The organism is Segatella maculosa DSM 19339 = JCM 15638 (assembly GCF_000382385.1).
Lineage (GTDB): Bacteria > Bacteroidota > Bacteroidia > Bacteroidales > Bacteroidaceae > Prevotella > Prevotella maculosa.
In genome coordinates this window covers 31757-49603 of sequence record NZ_KB908321.1, presented here as the reverse complement: position 1 = coordinate 49603, position 17847 = coordinate 31757, and the positions used below count along the sequence as shown (strand labels likewise).

Annotated in this window: 16 protein-coding genes; 9 read left to right on the top strand and 7 right to left on the bottom strand. The window is 51.1% G+C overall.

Annotated features, from left to right (window positions below; translation table 11 throughout):
* Positions 1-44 precede the first annotated feature (44 nt).
* Positions 45-1994, bottom strand: coding sequence for a threonine--tRNA ligase (gene thrS / locus H164_RS0103850; protein WP_019967399.1), 1950 nt, complete (start codon positions 1992-1994; stop codon positions 45-47).
* A gap of 429 nt (positions 1995-2423) precedes the next feature.
* On the opposite strand from thrS, the gene H164_RS15430 reads away from it, so the two are divergent.
* From H164_RS15430 to H164_RS0103835, 4 genes are all read left to right on the top strand, one after another.
* On the top strand, positions 2424-2591 hold the full coding sequence (locus H164_RS15430; RefSeq protein ID WP_154652101.1) for a hypothetical protein: 168 nt from the start codon (positions 2424-2426) through the stop codon (positions 2589-2591).
* Between the two features lie 3 nt (positions 2592-2594).
* The gene (locus tag H164_RS0103845) at positions 2595-2840 is read left to right on the top strand and encodes a hypothetical protein (protein ID WP_008565063.1); all 246 of its coding nucleotides are present in this window, start codon (positions 2595-2597) and stop codon (positions 2838-2840) included.
* A 63-nt stretch (positions 2841-2903) separates the two neighbouring features.
* On the top strand, positions 2904-4559 hold the full coding sequence (locus H164_RS14880; RefSeq protein WP_019967398.1) for a hypothetical protein: 1656 nt from the start codon (positions 2904-2906) through the stop codon (positions 4557-4559).
* A 190-nt stretch (positions 4560-4749) separates the two neighbouring features.
* Complete coding sequence (locus tag H164_RS0103835) at positions 4750-5190, top strand: HU family DNA-binding protein (protein WP_019967397.1); 441 nt, start codon at positions 4750-4752, stop codon at positions 5188-5190.
* Between the two features lie 329 nt (positions 5191-5519).
* Here H164_RS0103835 and H164_RS0103830 read toward each other — a convergent pair whose 3' ends face one another.
* From H164_RS0103830 to dnaN, 6 genes are all read right to left on the bottom strand, one after another.
* The gene (locus H164_RS0103830; protein ID WP_019967396.1) at positions 5520-7175 is read right to left on the bottom strand and encodes a tetratricopeptide repeat protein; all 1656 of its coding nucleotides are present in this window, start codon (positions 7173-7175) and stop codon (positions 5520-5522) included.
* Positions 7176-7212: 37 nt separating this feature from the next.
* Entirely contained in the window at positions 7213-8874 is a 1662-nt protein-coding gene (gene recN / locus H164_RS0103825) for a DNA repair protein RecN (RefSeq protein WP_019967395.1), read from the bottom strand.
* Positions 8875-8880: 6 nt separating this feature from the next.
* Entirely contained in the window at positions 8881-9786 is a 906-nt protein-coding gene (gene porD, locus H164_RS0103820) for a type IX secretion system protein PorD (protein ID WP_026356225.1), read from the bottom strand.
* Positions 9743-10933 carry a bifunctional phosphopantothenoylcysteine decarboxylase/phosphopantothenate--cysteine ligase CoaBC gene (gene coaBC / locus H164_RS0103815; protein WP_019967393.1) on the bottom strand — a complete coding sequence of 397 codons (1191 nt, stop codon included), beginning with the start codon at positions 10931-10933 and terminating at the stop codon, positions 9743-9745. Before coaBC ends, porD begins: the two co-directional genes overlap by 44 nt.
* The gene (locus tag H164_RS0103810) at positions 10927-11787 is read right to left on the bottom strand and encodes a 3'-5' exonuclease (protein ID WP_019967392.1); all 861 of its coding nucleotides are present in this window, start codon (positions 11785-11787) and stop codon (positions 10927-10929) included. Before H164_RS0103810 ends, coaBC begins: the two co-directional genes overlap by 7 nt.
* 92 nt (positions 11788-11879) lie before the next feature.
* Positions 11880-13001: a DNA polymerase III subunit beta gene (dnaN, locus tag H164_RS0103805; protein WP_026356224.1), complete on the bottom strand. Its 1122-nt coding sequence runs from the start codon at positions 12999-13001 to the stop codon at positions 11880-11882.
* Between the two features lie 200 nt (positions 13002-13201).
* Between dnaN and H164_RS0103800 the strand changes: the two genes are divergently transcribed.
* The 5 genes from H164_RS0103800 (at position 13202) to rfbB (ending at position 17820) form a co-directional block, all read left to right on the top strand.
* Entirely contained in the window at positions 13202-13618 is a 417-nt protein-coding gene (locus H164_RS0103800) for a DUF3127 domain-containing protein (RefSeq protein WP_008565052.1), read from the top strand.
* 558 nt (positions 13619-14176) lie between these two features.
* Positions 14177-15562: an MATE family efflux transporter gene (locus tag H164_RS0103790; RefSeq protein ID WP_019967389.1), complete on the top strand. Its 1386-nt coding sequence runs from the start codon at positions 14177-14179 to the stop codon at positions 15560-15562.
* Positions 15537-16160 carry a cytidylate kinase-like family protein gene (locus H164_RS0103785; RefSeq protein ID WP_019967388.1) on the top strand — a complete coding sequence of 208 codons (624 nt, stop codon included), beginning with the start codon at positions 15537-15539 and terminating at the stop codon, positions 16158-16160. Before H164_RS0103790 ends, H164_RS0103785 begins: the two co-directional genes overlap by 26 nt.
* Positions 16157-16666: a metallophosphoesterase family protein gene (locus H164_RS0103780; RefSeq protein ID WP_019967387.1), complete on the top strand. Its 510-nt coding sequence runs from the start codon at positions 16157-16159 to the stop codon at positions 16664-16666. The genes H164_RS0103785 and H164_RS0103780 overlap by 4 nt, the downstream gene beginning before the upstream one ends.
* Before the next feature lie 5 nt (positions 16667-16671).
* The gene (gene rfbB / locus H164_RS0103775; protein ID WP_019967386.1) at positions 16672-17820 is read left to right on the top strand and encodes a dTDP-glucose 4,6-dehydratase; all 1149 of its coding nucleotides are present in this window, start codon (positions 16672-16674) and stop codon (positions 17818-17820) included.
* Positions 17821-17847 lie beyond the last annotated feature (27 nt).

Genomic DNA, 17847 nt, shown 5'->3' with positions numbered 1-17847 from the left:
CCTTACCGTGTGACGCGCCTGTCCTGCAGGGCCGGCGTGAAGGGTCAGTCTAACGTCTTCAGCTGCTCGGCCACCTCGTCGTTGATGCGCTTTGCAAACGCCTCCATCGTCATCGTGGCCTGCTCGCCGCCGCCTTGCTTGCGCATGGAGACGAGGCCCTCGGCGGCTTCCTTCTCGCCCACGATTACCATGTAAGGCACGCGCTTGAGCTCGTTGTCGCGTATCTTGCGGCCGATTTTCTCGTTGCGGTCGTCGATGACGCAACGCACGCCTGCAGCGTCGAGATGGTCGACTACTCGCCTTGCATAGTCATTATATTTCTCAGAGATGGGGAGCACGGCCACTTGGTCGGGCGTCAGCCACAGGGGGAAGTGGCCTGCGGTGTGCTCGATGAGCACGGCTGTGAAGCGCTCGAGCGAGCCGAACGGTGCGCGGTGTATCATCACGGGCGTCTGCTTGGCGTTGTCCTCGGTCGTATATTCCAGCTTGAAACGGGCCGGCAGGTTGTAGTCCACCTGAATGGTGCCCAACTGCCACTTGCGGCCGATGGCATCTTTGACCATGAAGTCGAGCTTCGGTCCGTAGAAGGCGGCCTCGCCTATCTCCTCGCGTGCCGTGAGGCCCTTTTCCTTGCAAGCCTCGCGAATGGCGCTCTGGCTCTCCTCCCACACCTCGTCGGAGCCGATGTACTTCTCTTTGTCTTTCGGGTCACGGAGGGATATCTGCGCCTCGTAGTTGTCGAAGTTGAACATCTTGAACACCTTGAGAATGATATCGATATTGGCCTCGAACTCGGCCCTCACTTGGTCGGAGCGCACGAAGATATGGGCGTCGTCCTGCGTGAAGCTGCGCACGCGGGTGAGTCCGTGCAGCTCACCGCTCTTCTCGTAGCGGAACACGGTACCGAACTCTGCGATGCGCAGCGGCAGGTCTTTGTAGGAGCGCGGCTTGCGGGCGTAGACTTCGCAGTGGTGGGGGCAGTTCATGGGCTTGAGCATGTATTCCTCGTCCTCTTCGGGCGTGTGGATAGGCTGGAACGCATCTTTCCCGTAGTGGGCATAGTGGCCCGAGGTAACGTAGAGGCTCTTGCCGCCGATGCCGGGCGTGATGACCTCCTGATAGTGATAGGGACGCAGGAGGCTACGCAGGAGTTCCTGCAGGCGCAGACGCAGTTGCGTGCCTTTCGGCAGCCAGATGGGTAGCCCCTTGCCCACGCGGTCGGAGAACATGAAGAGCTCCATCTCCTTGCCTATCTTGCGGTGGTCGCGCTTCTTGGCCTCTTCGAGCATGACGAGGTATTCGTCGAGCATCTTCTTCTTCGGGAACGTGATGCCGTAGATGCGCGTCATCTGCTCGCGCTTGGCGTCTCCGCGCCAGAATGCGCCGGCCACGCTCGTTATCTTGACGGCCTTGATGAGCCCGGTGGACATCAGGTGCGGACCGCGGCAAAGGTCGGTGAAGCGGCCCTGCGTGTAGGTGGAGATGGTACCGTCTTCCAAGTCCTGTGCAATGTGCTCGCATTTGTAGGCCTGACCGTCGGCCTCGAACTCCTTCAGCGCGTCGGCCTTCGAAACATCTCTCCGCACGACGGGCTCGTCTTTCTTGGCCAGTTCGAGCATCTTGGCCTCAATCTTGGCGAAGTCGTTCTCCGAAATCACCTGCCCTTCGGCCGGCATGACGTCATAGAAGAAGCCGTTCTCGATGGCCGGTCCGAAGCCGAACTGAATGCCGGGATAAAGCTCCTGCAAGGCTTCGGCAAGCAGATGCGCCGACGTGTGCCAGAAGGTGTGCTTGCCCTCTTCGTCCTCAAACTTGTAGAGTGCAATCGTCGCGTCTTCGTTGATGGGGCGGTTCAGTTCTACGGTCTCGCCGTTAACCCCGCAAGATACAACGTTGCGGGCGAGAGCCGGCGAGATGCTCTCTGCGATTTGCAAACCGGTGACGCCCTGTTCATACGTGCGAACAGACCCGTCCGGGAAAGTGATTTTAACCATGTTACAAATTAGTTTTATCAATCAATTATGAGCGCAAAGTTACGCCAAAAGCACGAGATAGCAAAATAACGGGACACATTATTTCACGATTTCTTTGCCGTCTGTGAAAGATTATCTCCCTTTTCCTTTTCTGTTTCCCGAATTTTATTTACCTTTGCACGCGATGATAAAAAGTAATCATATATATTATAAAGGTGTGAGCCTGATGCAAAGAAACTTTGATTTCTCTGCATCTTTTAACGCTTATTATTTGGTTAATCCAAATAATTTGCTAACACACACACACACACACACACACACACACACTTAGCGCACCTGGCGTTTAAACGTCTTCACGTACGCGCGCGCGAGGAGCGCGTAACACTAATAAACAAAGGGCTTAGAAGAATTCCCTTTGTTCGAATATTCGTATCCCTTTACGAGCAAAAAATGAACGAAATAAGGGAGCAAAATGTAGGGACGCACGGCTCGTGCATCCGCTCAGCGCAGTATGACAGTGTGTGTGAACAAGCAGACAAATTCATAGGCCATTGGAGCGGACGCACGAGCCGTGCGTCCCTACATGCAAACAAGGAGTATCACGCTAAAACGAGATAAAAGATGAACAGAAAACAAACAGAAAAGCGGGTCTATGTGCCTCCCCATATCCGGGTGGTCGAGACGGAAGACTATTGCCGGCTGTTGCTCGGCTCGCACGCAACCGGAGGGCACGAAGATGCCCTTGACGAGGAGTTCGAGCCGTATTCGCCGGGAACAGGCGGCCACGAAGACGCCTTGGACGAAGACTTCGAGCACTACACGCCCAGCTTCGGAGGCCACCACGACGCACTCGACGAGGGCTGGTAGGCCCCAAGCACAAACCAAGTGAAACGTAAAAACAAGTAAAGAACAATTAAAAACAAGGAAACAATGAAAAAAGCAATGACATTCCTGTTCCTGCTCGCCGCACTCCTTTCGACGGCAGGTTGTGCAAGCGACGACGCTGCGCAGGACAAAGACAACCCGACGGCAGGCACCACGGCCTTTACCATGATAGATGAGGCACCCGCACCGCAGTCTGCCAAGAGCCGCACCGCCGGCGAATATACCGGTTCAAAGGTCAAGTTCTACTGGACGGAGAACGACCACCTGTGGCTCAACACCGGCTCTGACGTGATAGAGAGCCACCATTCAGACATCGGCGACCAACTCGCGGCCGGTGGTGGAACCCTCACCAAAGTGCCCACGGCCACGTTCTACTTCCACGGCACCTACACCGACCCGAGCTACATTCTGCGCTACACGGGCAAGAACGGCACGAAAGATAAGGTGACCATCGCCGCTGTGCAGACCCAGAAGCTGCCTCTCGAGGCAACACAGATAGGCGAGTGTGGTGACTGCGGAACGGCCACCGCCACCAAGAACGGCGACCACTACGACTTCACCCTGCGCCATAAGGCTGCCTACTTCACCCTCACACCGTTCTCTTCGGACAGCAAGTTAGCCGGCGGCAAACTCTCTAAAATCAAGATAACCGCCGATAAGCCCTTGGCCGGAACTTTCAACTTCGGCGATGCCGGTCTCGACATTGCCACCGCGCCCGCAGGGCCCTCGCAGAGCATTACGCTGAACCTGCAAGGCACAGACGGCACGGGCTTCACCCTGCCTGCAACTGCCACCCCTGCCGACAACTCCGCAACCTTCGTGCTGCCCCCGGGTACTTACACCACGTTCTCTATCGAATATACCGTGACCAACACCGTGACCCACTTCCCCGGAACGGTGACGGCCAACTATACCTCCAAAGACTTCCATGCAGGCGCAAACAAGAAGTTCGCCCCCGACATCAAAGATGGTGTGTTCCCTGCGCGCTACCTTTTCAGCGACGGCACCACCGGCACATTGGCCGAACGAGCAGGGCGTACCCCCATTGGTCTTGTCGTGGAGGAGAAGACAGCCACCAAAGACGGAACAGCTATGGCCTTGGATTGCGCACCAACCTCTCTGTATCCCATCGTCACCGGATATAATGGATTTATGTGGGACAGGAGAGCTACCACCCCGCAAGCCAACAGTGCCCTATTTGCCACTCCTACCGATGCCCTCAACGACGTGGACGGCTACAAATATACTTGGGAGGCCGCAGGAAGCGCAGACGGAACGACCATCAAAGCCAACAGCCTCGACTTTCCCGCTTTCTATGCAGCCGCACGCTATGGCGACCACTTGGCCGCAAGTGGTATCACCGTATCCGGCTCGATGGTCGGCCGCAAATGGTATCTGCCCGCCTTTGGCGAAGTGATGAAACTGCGGAACGTTTTCGGCAGCACCCTGCCCATGTACACCCAATGGAGCGGCTCTGCAGCTATCGATCCTGCGACTATGTCTGTCATCGATGCAACGTTCACGGCTGTTGGTGCACCAGCATTATCCAGCCATGATAACCCCGACTGCTCATGGACGAGTACGGAGACGGACGCACTGAATGCCGTGAATTACTATCCCAAGCATCTCGGTGCCGACAACTTTGCCGGAAAAGGATCAGGGCTCTCCTACTTCACGGTAATTCCTTTCGTGCACTTCTAAACGGAACTGACTGCAAGTGTTTAACACCTACGACGGTGAGTGTTCCGTACCCACGACTGCAAGTGTTTAACACCTATGACGGTGAGTGTTCCGTACTCACAATGGTGAGTGTTTAACACCTGCAGTGATGAGTGTTTAACACCCTTGAAAAAGGGTATTTCATATATGTTTAACTTAATTATTTATAGACATGATCGAATTTGAAATCAAGTCGAAGAAACAGACAATCGGCGCAAAGAAGGGCCAGACGGTGTACTACGCCGTGGCCAAGAACAGTAACCGTATGACGCTCGACGCCGTGTGCCAACAAATCGTAGACGAGACATCGCTCTCTTATGGCGACGTGATGAATGCGCTCACCACGCTGGCCCGCCTCGTGTGCCGCGGGCTGAAGATGGGCTTCAGCGTAGACTTGGGCGACCTCGGTGCCCTGCGCGTCTACTACCCCTCGAAGATGGTGGACAAGGAAATCGACGTGACAGCCGCCTCGCTCAAGACTCCGAAGATTGTATTCACGCCGAAAGCAAAGATGCGCGAAGCCGCCAAGACGGCCGAGGTGAGCGTGAATAACCCGAAGCGGAAGAAAGAAAAGAAGAAGGAGGAAGGGGGAATTGGGCAGCACGGGAATTAAGGAAGCCTCCCCCCAGCCCCCTCCGAAGGAGGGGGAGACCGAACAGCGTGCAAACTAATTCAGTGCAAGCTCGGTCTCCCCTCCTTCGGAGGGGCCGGGGGAGGCTCCCCCTTTGGGGAGGGCGCACGACTTACCTGTATTTAGTCAAAATCAAAATTCACCTTATGATTAACTCGCTTGTCAGTGTTGCCCTCCCCGTTTTTAGATATCCACCCCGAAAGCCTCACCCCGAAAGCCCACCAGACACCCACCCCCGCCCCCTCCCGAAGGGAGGGGTTGGGGGAGGTTTTCGGGGGCCGAGAGTGGCTTTTGGGTGTTTGAGTGATATCTTACAGCTTCGCGAGATATTCATCGGCGCGCTTATCGCCCAATTCCTTAGCCTTGAGCAGGGCTGTGCGTGCCTCGTCCTTACGTCCGAGCTCGAGCAGGGCCATGCCGAGCAGCAGGTGGCCGTCGGCATAGTCGGGTGCCAACTCGGTGCAGCGACGTGCGGCCTTCTCGGCATCGTCGTTGCGACGGACGCGCAGGCTCAACGAAGCCATCTCTGCATAATAGGTTGGTTCGGCAGGACTCATGATGATGGCGCGGGCAATGTCGTTGAGGGCCTGCAGATACTGCCGGGAGCGTGTTTCGCACTTGTAGCGCAGATAGTAGAAGTCGGCCGAGAGGGGCCGTCCCTGCATGAGCGAGTCATAGAGGTTGTAGTCTTTCAGTGCAAGGCGATATTGCCCCTGTGTGTCGAGGGCCATGCCTCGTGCCAGCACGTAGGGTGCGGCTATCGCGGAGAGTGGCTTAGGACAGGCGGCCACCGCACTGTCGAGCAGTGCCATGACCTCTGTATCGGGTGCCTTGAGCATGGTCTTGCATTGCGCGGCTTCATAGAAAAGCTCACCGCCGCGGATAGAACTCTTGGTGAGGGCAAGGAAGCTATTGAGCGCCTCTTGATAACGGCCCTGTGCGTAGATGATTTGTGCTTGTTGGTGACGGTAGATATCGAGAGGATTGATGGCTTCGGCCTTTCGTGCCTCGTCGAGTGCCTTGTCGAGCGACCACGGCGCGAAAGGCTTGTCGGCATGATAGCGTTGCTTTTGCAAGATGACCTTGGCATATTCGGCGTGGGCCTCGTCTTTCTTGTCGACTCGTTCGAGGGCCGTTTGCATGACCTTGTCTGCCTCGGCATAGCGACCCGCGTCTACGTAGCTCATGGCCTTGGCCGAGTAGCCCTCAACAGCCTTGGGGAAACGGCTGATGAAGTCGTCGATATAGGCTTGTCGCTTGAGCGAGTCGACCGTCTCCCCAGTCATCATGATGGTGAGGAGTGCCTGATCTTGTTGTTCGGGCAAGGCCGTGCGAATGGCGCAAGTACGCAGCACGGGGTCGTTGAGTGAGAAGGCATTCGCCTTAAGGTCGGCTGCCAATCGGGCATCGGTGGCATACGCTTCGCCGCTCTTCTTGTTCCGTTGGAGCAATCCGATGACTTGTCCTTGGGCATTGACGAAGGGACTGCCGGTGAGGTTCTCGGGGGCGTTTTGTGAGAAGACATAGTAGTTGTAGCGGTTCATGAACTTCTCCACACGGCCGATGTTATATGGTCGTGCATCGACCTTCGCATAGGAACCGTGCATCAGATAGGTTGTTCCGCTTGCCGGACTTGAGGCGAGCGTGGCGGGAAGCGTACGGGCATTGATGGTGAACTTACAAACATCGTAGAGTTCGTTGGCACCGATGATGGTCTCCACAGTGTACTGCTTGCCATCAGCATCAATGACGACGGCGTGGTCGGCACCCACAAAGGGCGTCCATGTGCTGACGGCCTGTCCGTCGACCGAGACAAAGATGCCGTGGCCGGAAGCGTGTAGACTTCCATCCTTATTAAAAGTAGTCAGGGTGAAAACAGATTTGACTGTTTTACGCACGGCAGCCGGTTGGCTCTTCACCGAGAGCGTAAGGAGAAAGACCGTGAAGAAAAGGAGTATCTTTTTCATTGTGTGGGTAGTTGTTTCTTGTTTCGTGATAGGTGTTTCAGGCGTTCTTCAAGAGCGCTTTGGCATTGCTGACGGCCTCGGCCGTGACGTTGCTTCCGCTTAGCATCTGGGCTATCTCTTGTATGCGCTCTTCAGGGGTGAGCCGTTGCATTCGACTGACGGTGCCCTCAGCTGTTTCTTCCTTCGACACCTTGTAGTGGGCTGCACCGAGGGCGGCAATCTGTGGCAGGTGGGTAATACTGATGACCTGCCGGTCGTTGCGGCCCATCTCCTGCATGATTTGTGCCATCATCTCGGCCACGCGTCCGCTGACACCGGTGTCTATCTCGTCAAAGATGATTGTGGGCAGCTTGACCGCTCCGCTAATCATAGCTTTCAAGGAGAGCATGACACGGGCAATCTCGCCTCCCGAGGCCACTTCGCTAATGGGCTGAAGAGGCGTGCTGCGGTTGGCACTGAAGAGGAAAGCAATCTTGTCACGGCCGTCTTCGGAGAGTTCTTTGGCGGTAAACTGTATTTGGAACCTCACATTGGGTATGCCCAACGGCACAAGGCGACTCGCCATTTCTTTCTCTACCAGTAGGGCGGCTTTCTCACGTTTCTCGGTCAGGCAGGCAGCCTTGTCTAAACAGTCTTTTCGGAGCTGCTCCACACGTGTCCGGGTTTCTTCGAGCAGTTCGTCTGAGTTATCGATGTTGCCGAGTTTCCGTTCGAGGTCGTCTCTTATTTGTAGGAGTTCTGCTATGGTTGATACGTGGAACTTCTGCTGGAGCGAATAGATGGTGTCAAGTCGCTCGTTGAGTTGGTCAAGACGTGCTGGGTCGAACTCCAAGTGGTCTGCGTCGCGACCGATTTCCGATGCGATGTCTTTAAGTTCTATATGACAGTTGTCGAGTCGTTCGGCCAGTTCCCGGGCATCGGGGAATACGTGTTCGATGGCATGCAGACGGGCTGCGGCTCGTTTCACCTGTTCCACTGCCCCTTGCACTTCACCGCTTAAAAGGTTGTCGCTGTCGGAAAGGGCTTCCTTGATTTCCTCGGCATGGGAGAGCTGTTCGGACTCTTGTTCGATGCTCTCTTGTTCGTCAACCTTCAGGCCGGCCTTGTTGATATCGTTGAACTGAAAACGCATGAACTCTTCGTTCTCCCTGCCTTGTGCGATGTTCTCTTCCAACTGTTTCAGGTCGGCCTGCGCCTTTTTATAAGCGGCGAAACTTTCCCGATAGGCATCGCATTCTTTGCTGTCATGGGCAATGATGTCCACTACGTTGAGTTGAAAGTTCTCCTTTTGGAGCAAAAGGTTTTGATGCTGGCTGTGAATGTCTACCAGCATTTCACCCAACTCTCTCATAAGACCGAGTTGCACGGGGAGGTCGTTGATGAAAGCCCGGCTCTTTCCGTTCTTGTTGATTTCGCGTCGGATGATAGTATCTTCTGACTCATAATCGACATCGTTATCTGCAAAGAACTGCTCCATGTTGTAGTTGGACAAGTCAAAATGTGCCTCAATCACACATTTGTCTTCGTGAGCTTTGATGACTTTCGTGTCGGCTCGCTGACCAAGGAGCAGATTAATCGCACCGAGGATAATACTCTTTCCGGCACCGGTCTCACCCGTGATAACCGAGAAACCACTGTTAAAAGTGATGTTCAGTTCATCTATCAGCGTGAAGTTCTTAATGTATAGTTGTTTCAGCATATACTGTTATTGTTTTATCTTCTCCCATGAATTATTTTGGCTGGCATTGATACTGAAGAGTAGCCCATAGACGCTTTCCTTTTCCTTCTGGGTACCTTTACCTTGATAGATGGCAGCAAGCTCTTCTTTCTTGTAGTCGGTCCATATCTGCGGTAGCATACTCAGTGGCCGATTCTCGTGGGCCTTGCGGAGATTAGCCTCGAGTGCAGAGGAAATATTGACACGCGCCTTCTCTGTGTTGTTGGCCATCTGGTCGAGTCCTGTACGATAGTAATCATATTGCAGTCGGCGGAAAGGAGAAAGCGCTTCGTCCATGTAGTCATTGATGATGGCATACCGGTTACGATTGTCATCAAAACTCTTCCAGCCAGTGAAGTTCAGATTCTGAGCATTGTTTGCTACATTGAGGCATCGTTGTAGAATATCGGTCCCCCCTAAAGGCGAGAAACTATCAAGATCGATACCGATAATGAGGTAAGCATAATAGGCACAGAGTGCCATGAGTTGGTTGTCGATATGCTCTTCGTTGAAGTCAAGCTGGCTGAACGCGGCAAACTCGAAATCGAAGTCATTGTCGACATTATTATATAAGGTAGTCGTGTAAGACGAATTGTACACCGGACGGTTGGCCTGTATGATGGCCTTGCAGGTGAAAAGATTACTCGAAGGGTCATATTTTGTAACAGTTATATTGAAACTGCACGGTATTCGTTCTTTCTTCTGAAATTGGAGAGCGGTCCATTTCCTGTCGTTGAGAAATCGCTCAAGAGTTGTTTGCAGGTTATCGAACACGGTCTTGTCGGTTCCTTGTATTTGGGAATAGTTGACATTGACGGTGGCCTGTAGCTCTTGTGCCATGAGCAAACCACTATAGAAGAGTAGCCAGCTCGTCAACAATATCTTTAGCAACATCGGTTTTCGGCTTTTTGGCATATTCTTTCTTTCCTTCCCTATTGATAATCGTTATTTTGTTCTCGTTGCTTTGGAATGTCGTACCGAGATTGCGTGTAGAATTTAGTACGATAAAGTCGGCATGTTTTCTTTCCAATTTTCGTCGGGCATTACTCTCTTCGTCATTGGTTTCAAGGGCAAAAGCAATAAGATGCTGTTCATTGGTCTTCATCTTCCCAAGCGTGGCTGCAATATCGCGCGTGGGTTTCAGGCGGATAACCAAGTCATCTTTTTCTCGTTTGATTTTATAATTAGCCACATTTTCCGGTTGAAAATCAGCCACAGCTGCGCACAAAATGGCTGCATCTTGATGTGGAAAGGTTGTGATAGCCTGTTCATACATTTCCTCACAACTTTCGATATCTATTCTTTTGATACCTTTGGAGCAGGATAAAACCACCGGGCCACTTATCAACGTTACTTCTGCACCACGCTGATAGCACTCTTCAGCCAAAGCAAAGCCCATCTTCCCACTTGAATAATTACCGATGAAACGAACCGGATCAATTTTCTCATACGTTGGACCGGCCGTAATCATGATACGTTTTCCTTTCAAATCATCTGCCGAACTGAAAAACATTTCGAGTGTCTCAACTATCTTTTCTGGTTCTTCCATACGCCCTTTTCCTTCAAGACCGCTGGCAAGAAAACCACTTGCGGGCTCGATGATGTGATTGCCATAGGCTTTCAGTTGTAAGAGGTTAGCCTGTGTTGAATGATGTTGATACATGTCAAGGTCCATTGCCGGAGCAATGAATACAGGGGCTTTCATGCTGAGATAGGTCGTGATAAGTATGTTATCGGCTATTCCATGCGCCATTTTACCCAATGTGCTTGCCGTGCAGGGAGCTATGAGCATGGCATCGGCCCATAATCCAAGGTCCACATGCGAGTTCCATGTACCGTCACGTTGAGCAAAAAACTCACTGACGACAGGCCTTCGAGTCAGTGCAGAGAGTGTAATCGGCGTGATGAACTCTTTCCCAGACGGCGTGATGACGACTTGCACCTCAGCACCACGCTTGATGAGTTCCCGAATAACGAGACATGACTTATAAGTAGCTATGGAGCCTGTGATTCCCAATACGATCTTTTTCCCTTTCAGCATGAGCGGTTGTTGAATTCTCTCAGTCGGATACGTGTCAATACTTGTTTGGTGTTATTAGGAAATTCAGCTGCCAACATCCAAGAATAATATCCCGGATCCTTCTTCAACACCTCGGCCACGGGCATATCCTTGTATTTTCCGAAATTGAATATCTCTTGCATTTGCGGTTTCCCATCTTTATCAGTCAAAGGTTTGCCGTCTTTTCCGTTCACGGGTGCCCACACGATACGCCCTGCAAAGTCTACATTGTCGTTCTGTTTGGAGAATTCTGCCAGGTAGTCCATGTCGTTGGGCAAGATACGGTCAGCATCTTCCTGCCTTTCTGTCGTGTACATATCAAGTTCACCCATCAGCACGCGGTAGGTCGCCTCGGTGTCTTGATCAGCACGATGGGCCTCAAAGTCTTCTTCCATCTTCCGTCCACAATAGAATTCGTAGGCTGCTGCCAAATTCCTTCTTTCCATTTTATGGAAGATGGTCTGTGCATCGATAAGCCGGCATTTGGAAAAGTCGAAATCAACACCTGCACGCAAAAACTCTTCGGCCAGCAAGGGCACATCGAAGCGGTTCGAATTGAAGCCTGCGAAATCACACCCCTTGAACGTTTCGGCCAAGGTCGTGGATAGTTGTTTGAACGAGGGAGCATCTTTTATGCGCTCGTCATCAATGCCGGTAAGATCACTGACAAACTCCGGTATGTGTCTGCCCGGATTGATAAGAAAGTTATTGCGCTCCTCTGTTCCATCAGGATAAATCTTAATATAGGACAATTGGATGATGCGGTCGTTTACAATATCAAGCCCCGTAGTCTCAAGATCGAAGACTACGAGGGGCTTAGTAAGATTTAATTTCATTTTCTAAAAGGGTGGGAAAGGCATTAATCGTTAAGCAGCATCTATCACGAGCCTCGCCGTAGCTTTCGGCTTCTTCTACGGTGGGAAAGGCATTAATCGTTAAGCAGCATCGGCATAATCAACATCAGAATATTGGTATTCTCGGGCTGTTGGGCCGGAACTATCACGCCTGCGCGACTCGGGTCGGCCAATTGGAAGACGACTTCGTCGCTGTCGAGGTTGTTGAGTATTTCCTGCAAAGAGCTACCTTTGAAACCAATGCTTATCTGTGGCCCGTTGTAATCGCATACGATATGTTCCTTGGCACTGGTGGCAAAATCGATATCTTCGGAAGACACCTCCAGTTTTCCGGTCTCAATGTGGAAGCGAATGAGCTGGCTACTCTCACTGGCGAATGGAAGCACGCGACGCAGTGCACCGATAAGGCTCCTGCGGTCGATACTCATATTGTTGGGATTTTGGGGAATGACACTATTATAGTTGGGATAGTTACCCTCGATGAGTCGACAAGTAAGCTGGCCTTCGGCAAAACGGACCTCGCCACTGCGGTCGTCGAACTTGATGACCACCTCATTATCGTCCTTTGTCAACACATTCTTCAGCAACATGGCCGGTTTCTTCGGAAGAATGAACGAAGCCGGGGTATCGCTCTTCACGGTGTAGTCTTGGTTGCGCACCAACTTATGTCCGTCTGTGGCGACGATGGACAGGAAGTCGGTAGACAAATCGAAATAAATACCATTCATCACGGGCCGAAGTTCATCGGCTGCTGTTGCGAAGAGCGATCGAGTGATATTGTTCACCAGTGAGGCCGAGCTCATCGTGATGACGTGTGCGCCGTCAGGAACAGCCTGCGTGTGAGGATATTCGTCGGCATTCTGTGCTGTGAAGTTGTATATACCGTTCTGATAGAGGATTTTAATGGTGAGTGCATCGGTGTCGATATCGAACGAAAGAGGCTGCTCCGGCAGTTCTTTGACCGCATCAAGTATCGTACGGTTGGGCACGGCGAAACTTCCTTCGCCGTCGCATTCGTCAAGTGAAACGAGGGAGGTCATAACGTTTTCGCTGTCAGAAGCCGTGATTTTGAGCTCCTTGTTACCGACTTCGAAAAGGAAGCTGTCGAGAATAGGTAAAGAATTTTTGCCGTTAATCACTTTGGCAAGAGACTGCAGACGTGCATTCAGTGCACTGCTTGATAATGTAAATCTCATCAGTATATTTCGTTTAATAGTTAATGTTCCGTTTATTTTTTTACACATACAAAAATACTAAAAACCATTGTGCAAAACAAAAAAAAGGCATAAAATGTTTCATTTATTAGAACTATTTTAGTAATTTCGCGAGCAGAAGTGTAAAAACAAAAACCCTTATTCGGCTTTTTTGAAACTTAAAAAACAATATAAAACAGATTATGGATTTACAAGGAAAGGTTATTGCAGCACTTCCCGCACGTTCGGGTACATCTGCACGTGGCGAATGGAAAGCACAGGATTTCGTGATAGAAACCCATGAGAACTATCCTCACAAGATGGTTTTCAGCGTGTTTGGCGAAGAACGGTTGCAGCGTTTCAATATTCAAGTCGGTCAGGAAGTGACGGTTTCGTTCGATATCGACGCTCATGAATACAATGGTCGCTGGTTCAACAGTATCCGGGCCTACGATGTCCGCCTTGTAGACCCTGCCACATTAGGTGCCGGAGTGGCCGCTCCCGAACCATTCGGAGCTGCCCCCAATGCAGCATCGTCACCGGCTCCGGACGGGGCGCAGGCTCCGTTCCCTCCACAGCAGGCCGCCGAAGGTGAAAGTGCAGACGACCTACCTTTCTAAATTGCACGCACGGCATTCCGCGCAGAAAGGATACAGCCTTTATAAGAAAGCAAGCAGACCTTGTGGACACCTTAGTTCACAAGGTCTGTTTTTATTTGTCATTGGCCCGTAAGCTCGCACTCCCCTACTCGAAAGCAGTTGAAAGAACCGTCTTCCCCCTCTTTGGAAGGGCCAGAATGGATTTTCGGAGTCGTCAAAGACTTATATTTAGGGTCCAGTAGGATAGATACTATCTATACAAGAGGATAGATGCTATCTATACAAGAGGATAGATACTATGTATAGAACGGGATAGATACTATCTATATGAGAGGATAGATAGTATCTATACAAGAGGATAGATAGTATCTATACGAGAGGACTTCTATTGGAAGTGCAAGAGGACTTCCAATGGAAGTACGAGAGGACTCCCAATGGAGGTCCTCCGCCCTTCTTTATAAGGAATGGTCAAGAGTTCCTCGTAGCGGGGCTTTCCCCTTAGACTGTGCTTCCCCTCGGAGCCTTATTTTCTCCTTATTATATAGGTAGGGTTTGAAAATATTTTTATACCTTTGCATCATGGACAACAAGGACGCGACATTACAATTGGGCACAAGACCTGTGGGCAAACTGCTGCTGCAATATGCCATGCCGGCGATTGTGGCGATGACGGCGGCGTCGCTCTACAACATCGTCGACAGCATATTCATCGGTCAGGGCGTTGGTCCTTTGGCCATATCCGGGCTTGCCATCACCTTTCCCTTCATGAACCTTTCGACTGCCTTCGGTGCCGCTGTGGGCGTAGGGGCCTCAACCTTCATCTCCATGAAGCTGGGACAGAAGGACTATAAGACGGCAGAAAGCATCTTGGGAAACACGGTAACGCTGAACCTTATCATTGGGATTGCATTCTCGGTCGTGTGTCTTTTGTTTCTCGACCCTATCTTGAAGTTCTTCGGAGCCAGTGAGGCCACGCTGCCATACGCCCGCGATTACATGGTGATTATCTTGGTCGGCAACGTCTTTTCTCACATGTATTTCGGCATGAATGCGGTGCTCAGGGCAGCCGGAAAGCCTCGTCAGGCCATGTATGCCACCATTGTCACGGTCGTGATGAACACGATGCTCGACTATGTCTTCATCATGCTCTTCGGTTGGGGCATTCAAGGTGCTGCCTACGCCACGGTGCTTGCACAGGTGATGGCACTGATATGGCAGCTTCGGATATTCAGCAACAAGCAGGAACTCCTGCACTTTGAACGTGGTATCTACAGGCTTCGCAGCGATTTGGTGAGGAACATCATCGGCGTAGGCATCTCACCTTTCGCCATGAATGTGTGTGCCTGTGTCGTCGTTATCTTCATCAATCAGCAACTGGTCAGGTATGGCAGCGACCTTGATGTGGGTGCTTACGGCATCGCAAACAAGGTTTCTTTCGTCTTTCTGATGTTCGTTCTGGGCGTCAATCAAGGCATGCAACCCATCGTAGGTTACAACTATGGTGCACAAAAGATAGACAGAATGATACATGTGGTGAAGCTTTCGATTATTGCTGCCACGCTGATCATGACCACAGGATGGCTCATCGCGATGTTCATGCCCTACTATTGTGCGCGTCTGTTCACCAAAGATCCGACGCTGATTCAGTTAGGTATGAAGGCCATTCGCATCAGTATGGTACTGTTTCCCCTCATCGGAAGCCAGATGGTCATCACGTTTTTCTTTCAGAGCATCGGCAAGGTAAGAGTGAGCATCTTCCTGTCTCTCTCCCGTCAACTCATCTTTCTGCTGCCGGCCTTAGCCGTCTTTCCATTGTTCAGAGGCGTAGACGGTGTGTGGTATGCCATGCCCTTCGCTGATGGTTTCGCTGCTTTTATCGCCGCAGTCATCATGCTTTTCAACGTAAAGAAGTTCAAGAAACAACATAAGGAATTGCAATATGGAGAACAAGAAGATGATCATTAACATCGGAAGACAGGTAGGAAGCGGTGGGAGAATCATTGCCAAGCAACTCGCCGATGACCTGAATTGCACGTTTTATGACCGCGAATTGCTCAATCTGGCAGCCAAAGAGAGTGGTTTCTGCGAGAAGTTCTTCGAGCAGAACGACGAACAGAAGGGGTTTCTTCGCTCGTTGTTTCATACCCATGTGCCGCTGATGGGCGAGAATAACTTCTATAAGAACAACTTTTCACAGGAGAGTCTGTATCAATTCCAAAGCGATGCTATCGCCAAAGCTGCCGATATGGGGAGCTGTGTCTTCGTGGGTAGAACCGCAGACTATGTGCTTCGTAATCGCAAGGACACGATAAACATCTTTATTACGGCAGCCATCGAAGACCGCATTAAGCGTGTGTGCGAACGCCAACAACTGACAAACGAAGAGGCAAGGAAGTTTATCAATACCCGTGAAGAGGCCCGTTCCACCTATTATAATTACTATACCGGGAAGAAATGGGGAGCTGCCGAAAGCTACGATCTCTGCGTGAACAGTAGCTTGTTAGGCTTGGAAGATACCACGGCCTTCATCATCTCTTTCGTTCGTAAACGCTTTGAAAGATGAAAAAGATAGGCATCATCAGCGACACACATGCTTATTGGGACGACAAATATGAAACCTATCTCGGCGAATGCGACGAGATATGGCATGCCGGCGACATTGGGTCTGTAGAGCTGGCTGACCGCTTTGAAGCCATGAAACCTATCTTTCGGGCCGTCTATGGCAACTGCGATGGGTATGATCTAAGGGCACGTTACCCCGAAATCCTGCGTTTCAAATGCGAGGATATCGACGTGATGATGAAACATATCGGTGGTTATCCAGGACGCTACGACCGTTCGATTGCAGCGAAAATCTATGCATCTCCGCCCGATTTATTCATCTCTGGGCACTCTCATATCCTGAAGGTCATGCCCGACAAGAGGCTCGATTTGCTGCATATCAATCCCGGTGCAGCCGGCATTCAGGGTTGGCATAAGGAACGAACCTTAGTGCGTTTGACCATTGAAGGCAATAAATTCACAGATTGCGAAGTTATAACAATAGGACAGAAACAAACAAAATTATAAACAATATGAAGACATATCTCGTAACAGGTGCGGCCGGTTTCATCGGCGCAAACTACATCAAGTATCTTTTGAACCGTAAATATAAGGGACAGGATATTAAGGTTATCATTCTCGATGCACTCACTTATGCCGGTAATCTCGGCACTATCAAGGATGATATTGACGACAAACGCTGCATATTTGTAAAGGGAGACATTCGCGACCGAGAGCTTGTTGATCGTTTGTTTACTGAAAATGACATCGATTATTTGGTCAATTTCGCGGCCGAAAGCCATGTAGACCGCAGCATCGAAGACCCACAACTCTTCCTGAGCGTCAACATATTGGGCACACAGAACCTGCTCGACGCAGCCCGCAGAGCATGGGTTACGGGCAAAGATGCCCAAGGCTATCCCACATGGAAAGCCGGAAAGCGTTACCATCAGGTGTCAACTGACGAGGTATATGGCAGTCTTGGCGCCGAAGGTTACTTCACGGAAAAGACACCATTGTGCCCTCACAGTCCCTATAGTGCCAGCAAAACGAGTGCAGATATGTTTGTCATGGCTTACCATGACACCTATAAGATGCCTGTAACAATCACGCGTTGCTCCAATAACTATGGCCCCTATCACTTCCCGGAGAAGCTGATACCACTCATCATCAATAATATTTTGGAAGGTAAGAAGCTGCCTGTTTATGGAGAAGGGCTCAACGTTCGCGACTGGCTCTACGTGGAAGACCATTGCAAAGCCATCGACATGGTGGTGCGCGAAGGCCGCGAAGGTGAGGTTTACAACGTCGGCGGACACAACGAAATGACGAATATCGATATCGTAAAGCTGACCATCAAGACCATACATGATATGATGGAAGCCGACAAGAGCCTGCGCAAAGTACTCAAAAAACAAGAGAAAGATGCGCAAGGCGACATTGATATCAGCTGGATCAACAACGACTTGATTACCCATGTGACCGACCGTCTGGGCCATGATAAGCGCTATGCCATCGATCCTACAAAGATAAAGGAAGAGCTGGGCTGGTATCCTGAGACTAAATTTGCTGACGGAATCGTGAAAACGATCAAGTGGAACCTCGACAACCAGCAATGGATTAAAGAGGTGACCAGCGGAGATTATCAGAAATACTACGCCGAAATGTACGGTAACAGATAACCATTTAATCGATAATATCCCCCAACC

What these genes read in the sequence shown, in the direction of transcription:
- thrS (WP_019967399.1), bottom strand. Translation starts at nt 1,994, where the DNA reads ATGGTTAAAATCACTTTCCCGGACGGGTCTGTTCGCACGTATGAACAG.
- H164_RS15430 (WP_154652101.1), top strand. Translation starts at nt 2,424, where the DNA reads ATGAACGAAATAAGGGAGCAAAATGTAGGGACGCACGGCTCGTGCATC.
- H164_RS0103845 (WP_008565063.1), top strand. Translation starts at nt 2,595, where the DNA reads ATGAACAGAAAACAAACAGAAAAGCGGGTCTATGTGCCTCCCCATATC.
- H164_RS14880 (WP_019967398.1), top strand. Translation starts at nt 2,904, where the DNA reads ATGAAAAAAGCAATGACATTCCTGTTCCTGCTCGCCGCACTCCTTTCG.
- H164_RS0103835 (WP_019967397.1), top strand. Translation starts at nt 4,750, where the DNA reads ATGATCGAATTTGAAATCAAGTCGAAGAAACAGACAATCGGCGCAAAG.
- H164_RS0103830 (WP_019967396.1), bottom strand. Translation starts at nt 7,175, where the DNA reads ATGAAAAAGATACTCCTTTTCTTCACGGTCTTTCTCCTTACGCTCTCG.
- recN (WP_019967395.1), bottom strand. Translation starts at nt 8,874, where the DNA reads ATGCTGAAACAACTATACATTAAGAACTTCACGCTGATAGATGAACTG.
- porD (WP_026356225.1), bottom strand. Translation starts at nt 9,786, where the DNA reads ATGTTGCTAAAGATATTGTTGACGAGCTGGCTACTCTTCTATAGTGGT.
- coaBC (WP_019967393.1), bottom strand. Translation starts at nt 10,933, where the DNA reads ATGCTGAAAGGGAAAAAGATCGTATTGGGAATCACAGGCTCCATAGCT.
- H164_RS0103810 (WP_019967392.1), bottom strand. Translation starts at nt 11,787, where the DNA reads ATGAAATTAAATCTTACTAAGCCCCTCGTAGTCTTCGATCTTGAGACT.
- dnaN (WP_026356224.1), bottom strand. Translation starts at nt 13,001, where the DNA reads ATGAGATTTACATTATCAAGCAGTGCACTGAATGCACGTCTGCAGTCT.
- H164_RS0103800 (WP_008565052.1), top strand. Translation starts at nt 13,202, where the DNA reads ATGGATTTACAAGGAAAGGTTATTGCAGCACTTCCCGCACGTTCGGGT.
- H164_RS0103790 (WP_019967389.1), top strand. Translation starts at nt 14,177, where the DNA reads ATGGACAACAAGGACGCGACATTACAATTGGGCACAAGACCTGTGGGC.
- H164_RS0103785 (WP_019967388.1), top strand. Translation starts at nt 15,537, where the DNA reads ATGGAGAACAAGAAGATGATCATTAACATCGGAAGACAGGTAGGAAGC.
- H164_RS0103780 (WP_019967387.1), top strand. Translation starts at nt 16,157, where the DNA reads ATGAAAAAGATAGGCATCATCAGCGACACACATGCTTATTGGGACGAC.
- rfbB (WP_019967386.1), top strand. Translation starts at nt 16,672, where the DNA reads ATGAAGACATATCTCGTAACAGGTGCGGCCGGTTTCATCGGCGCAAAC.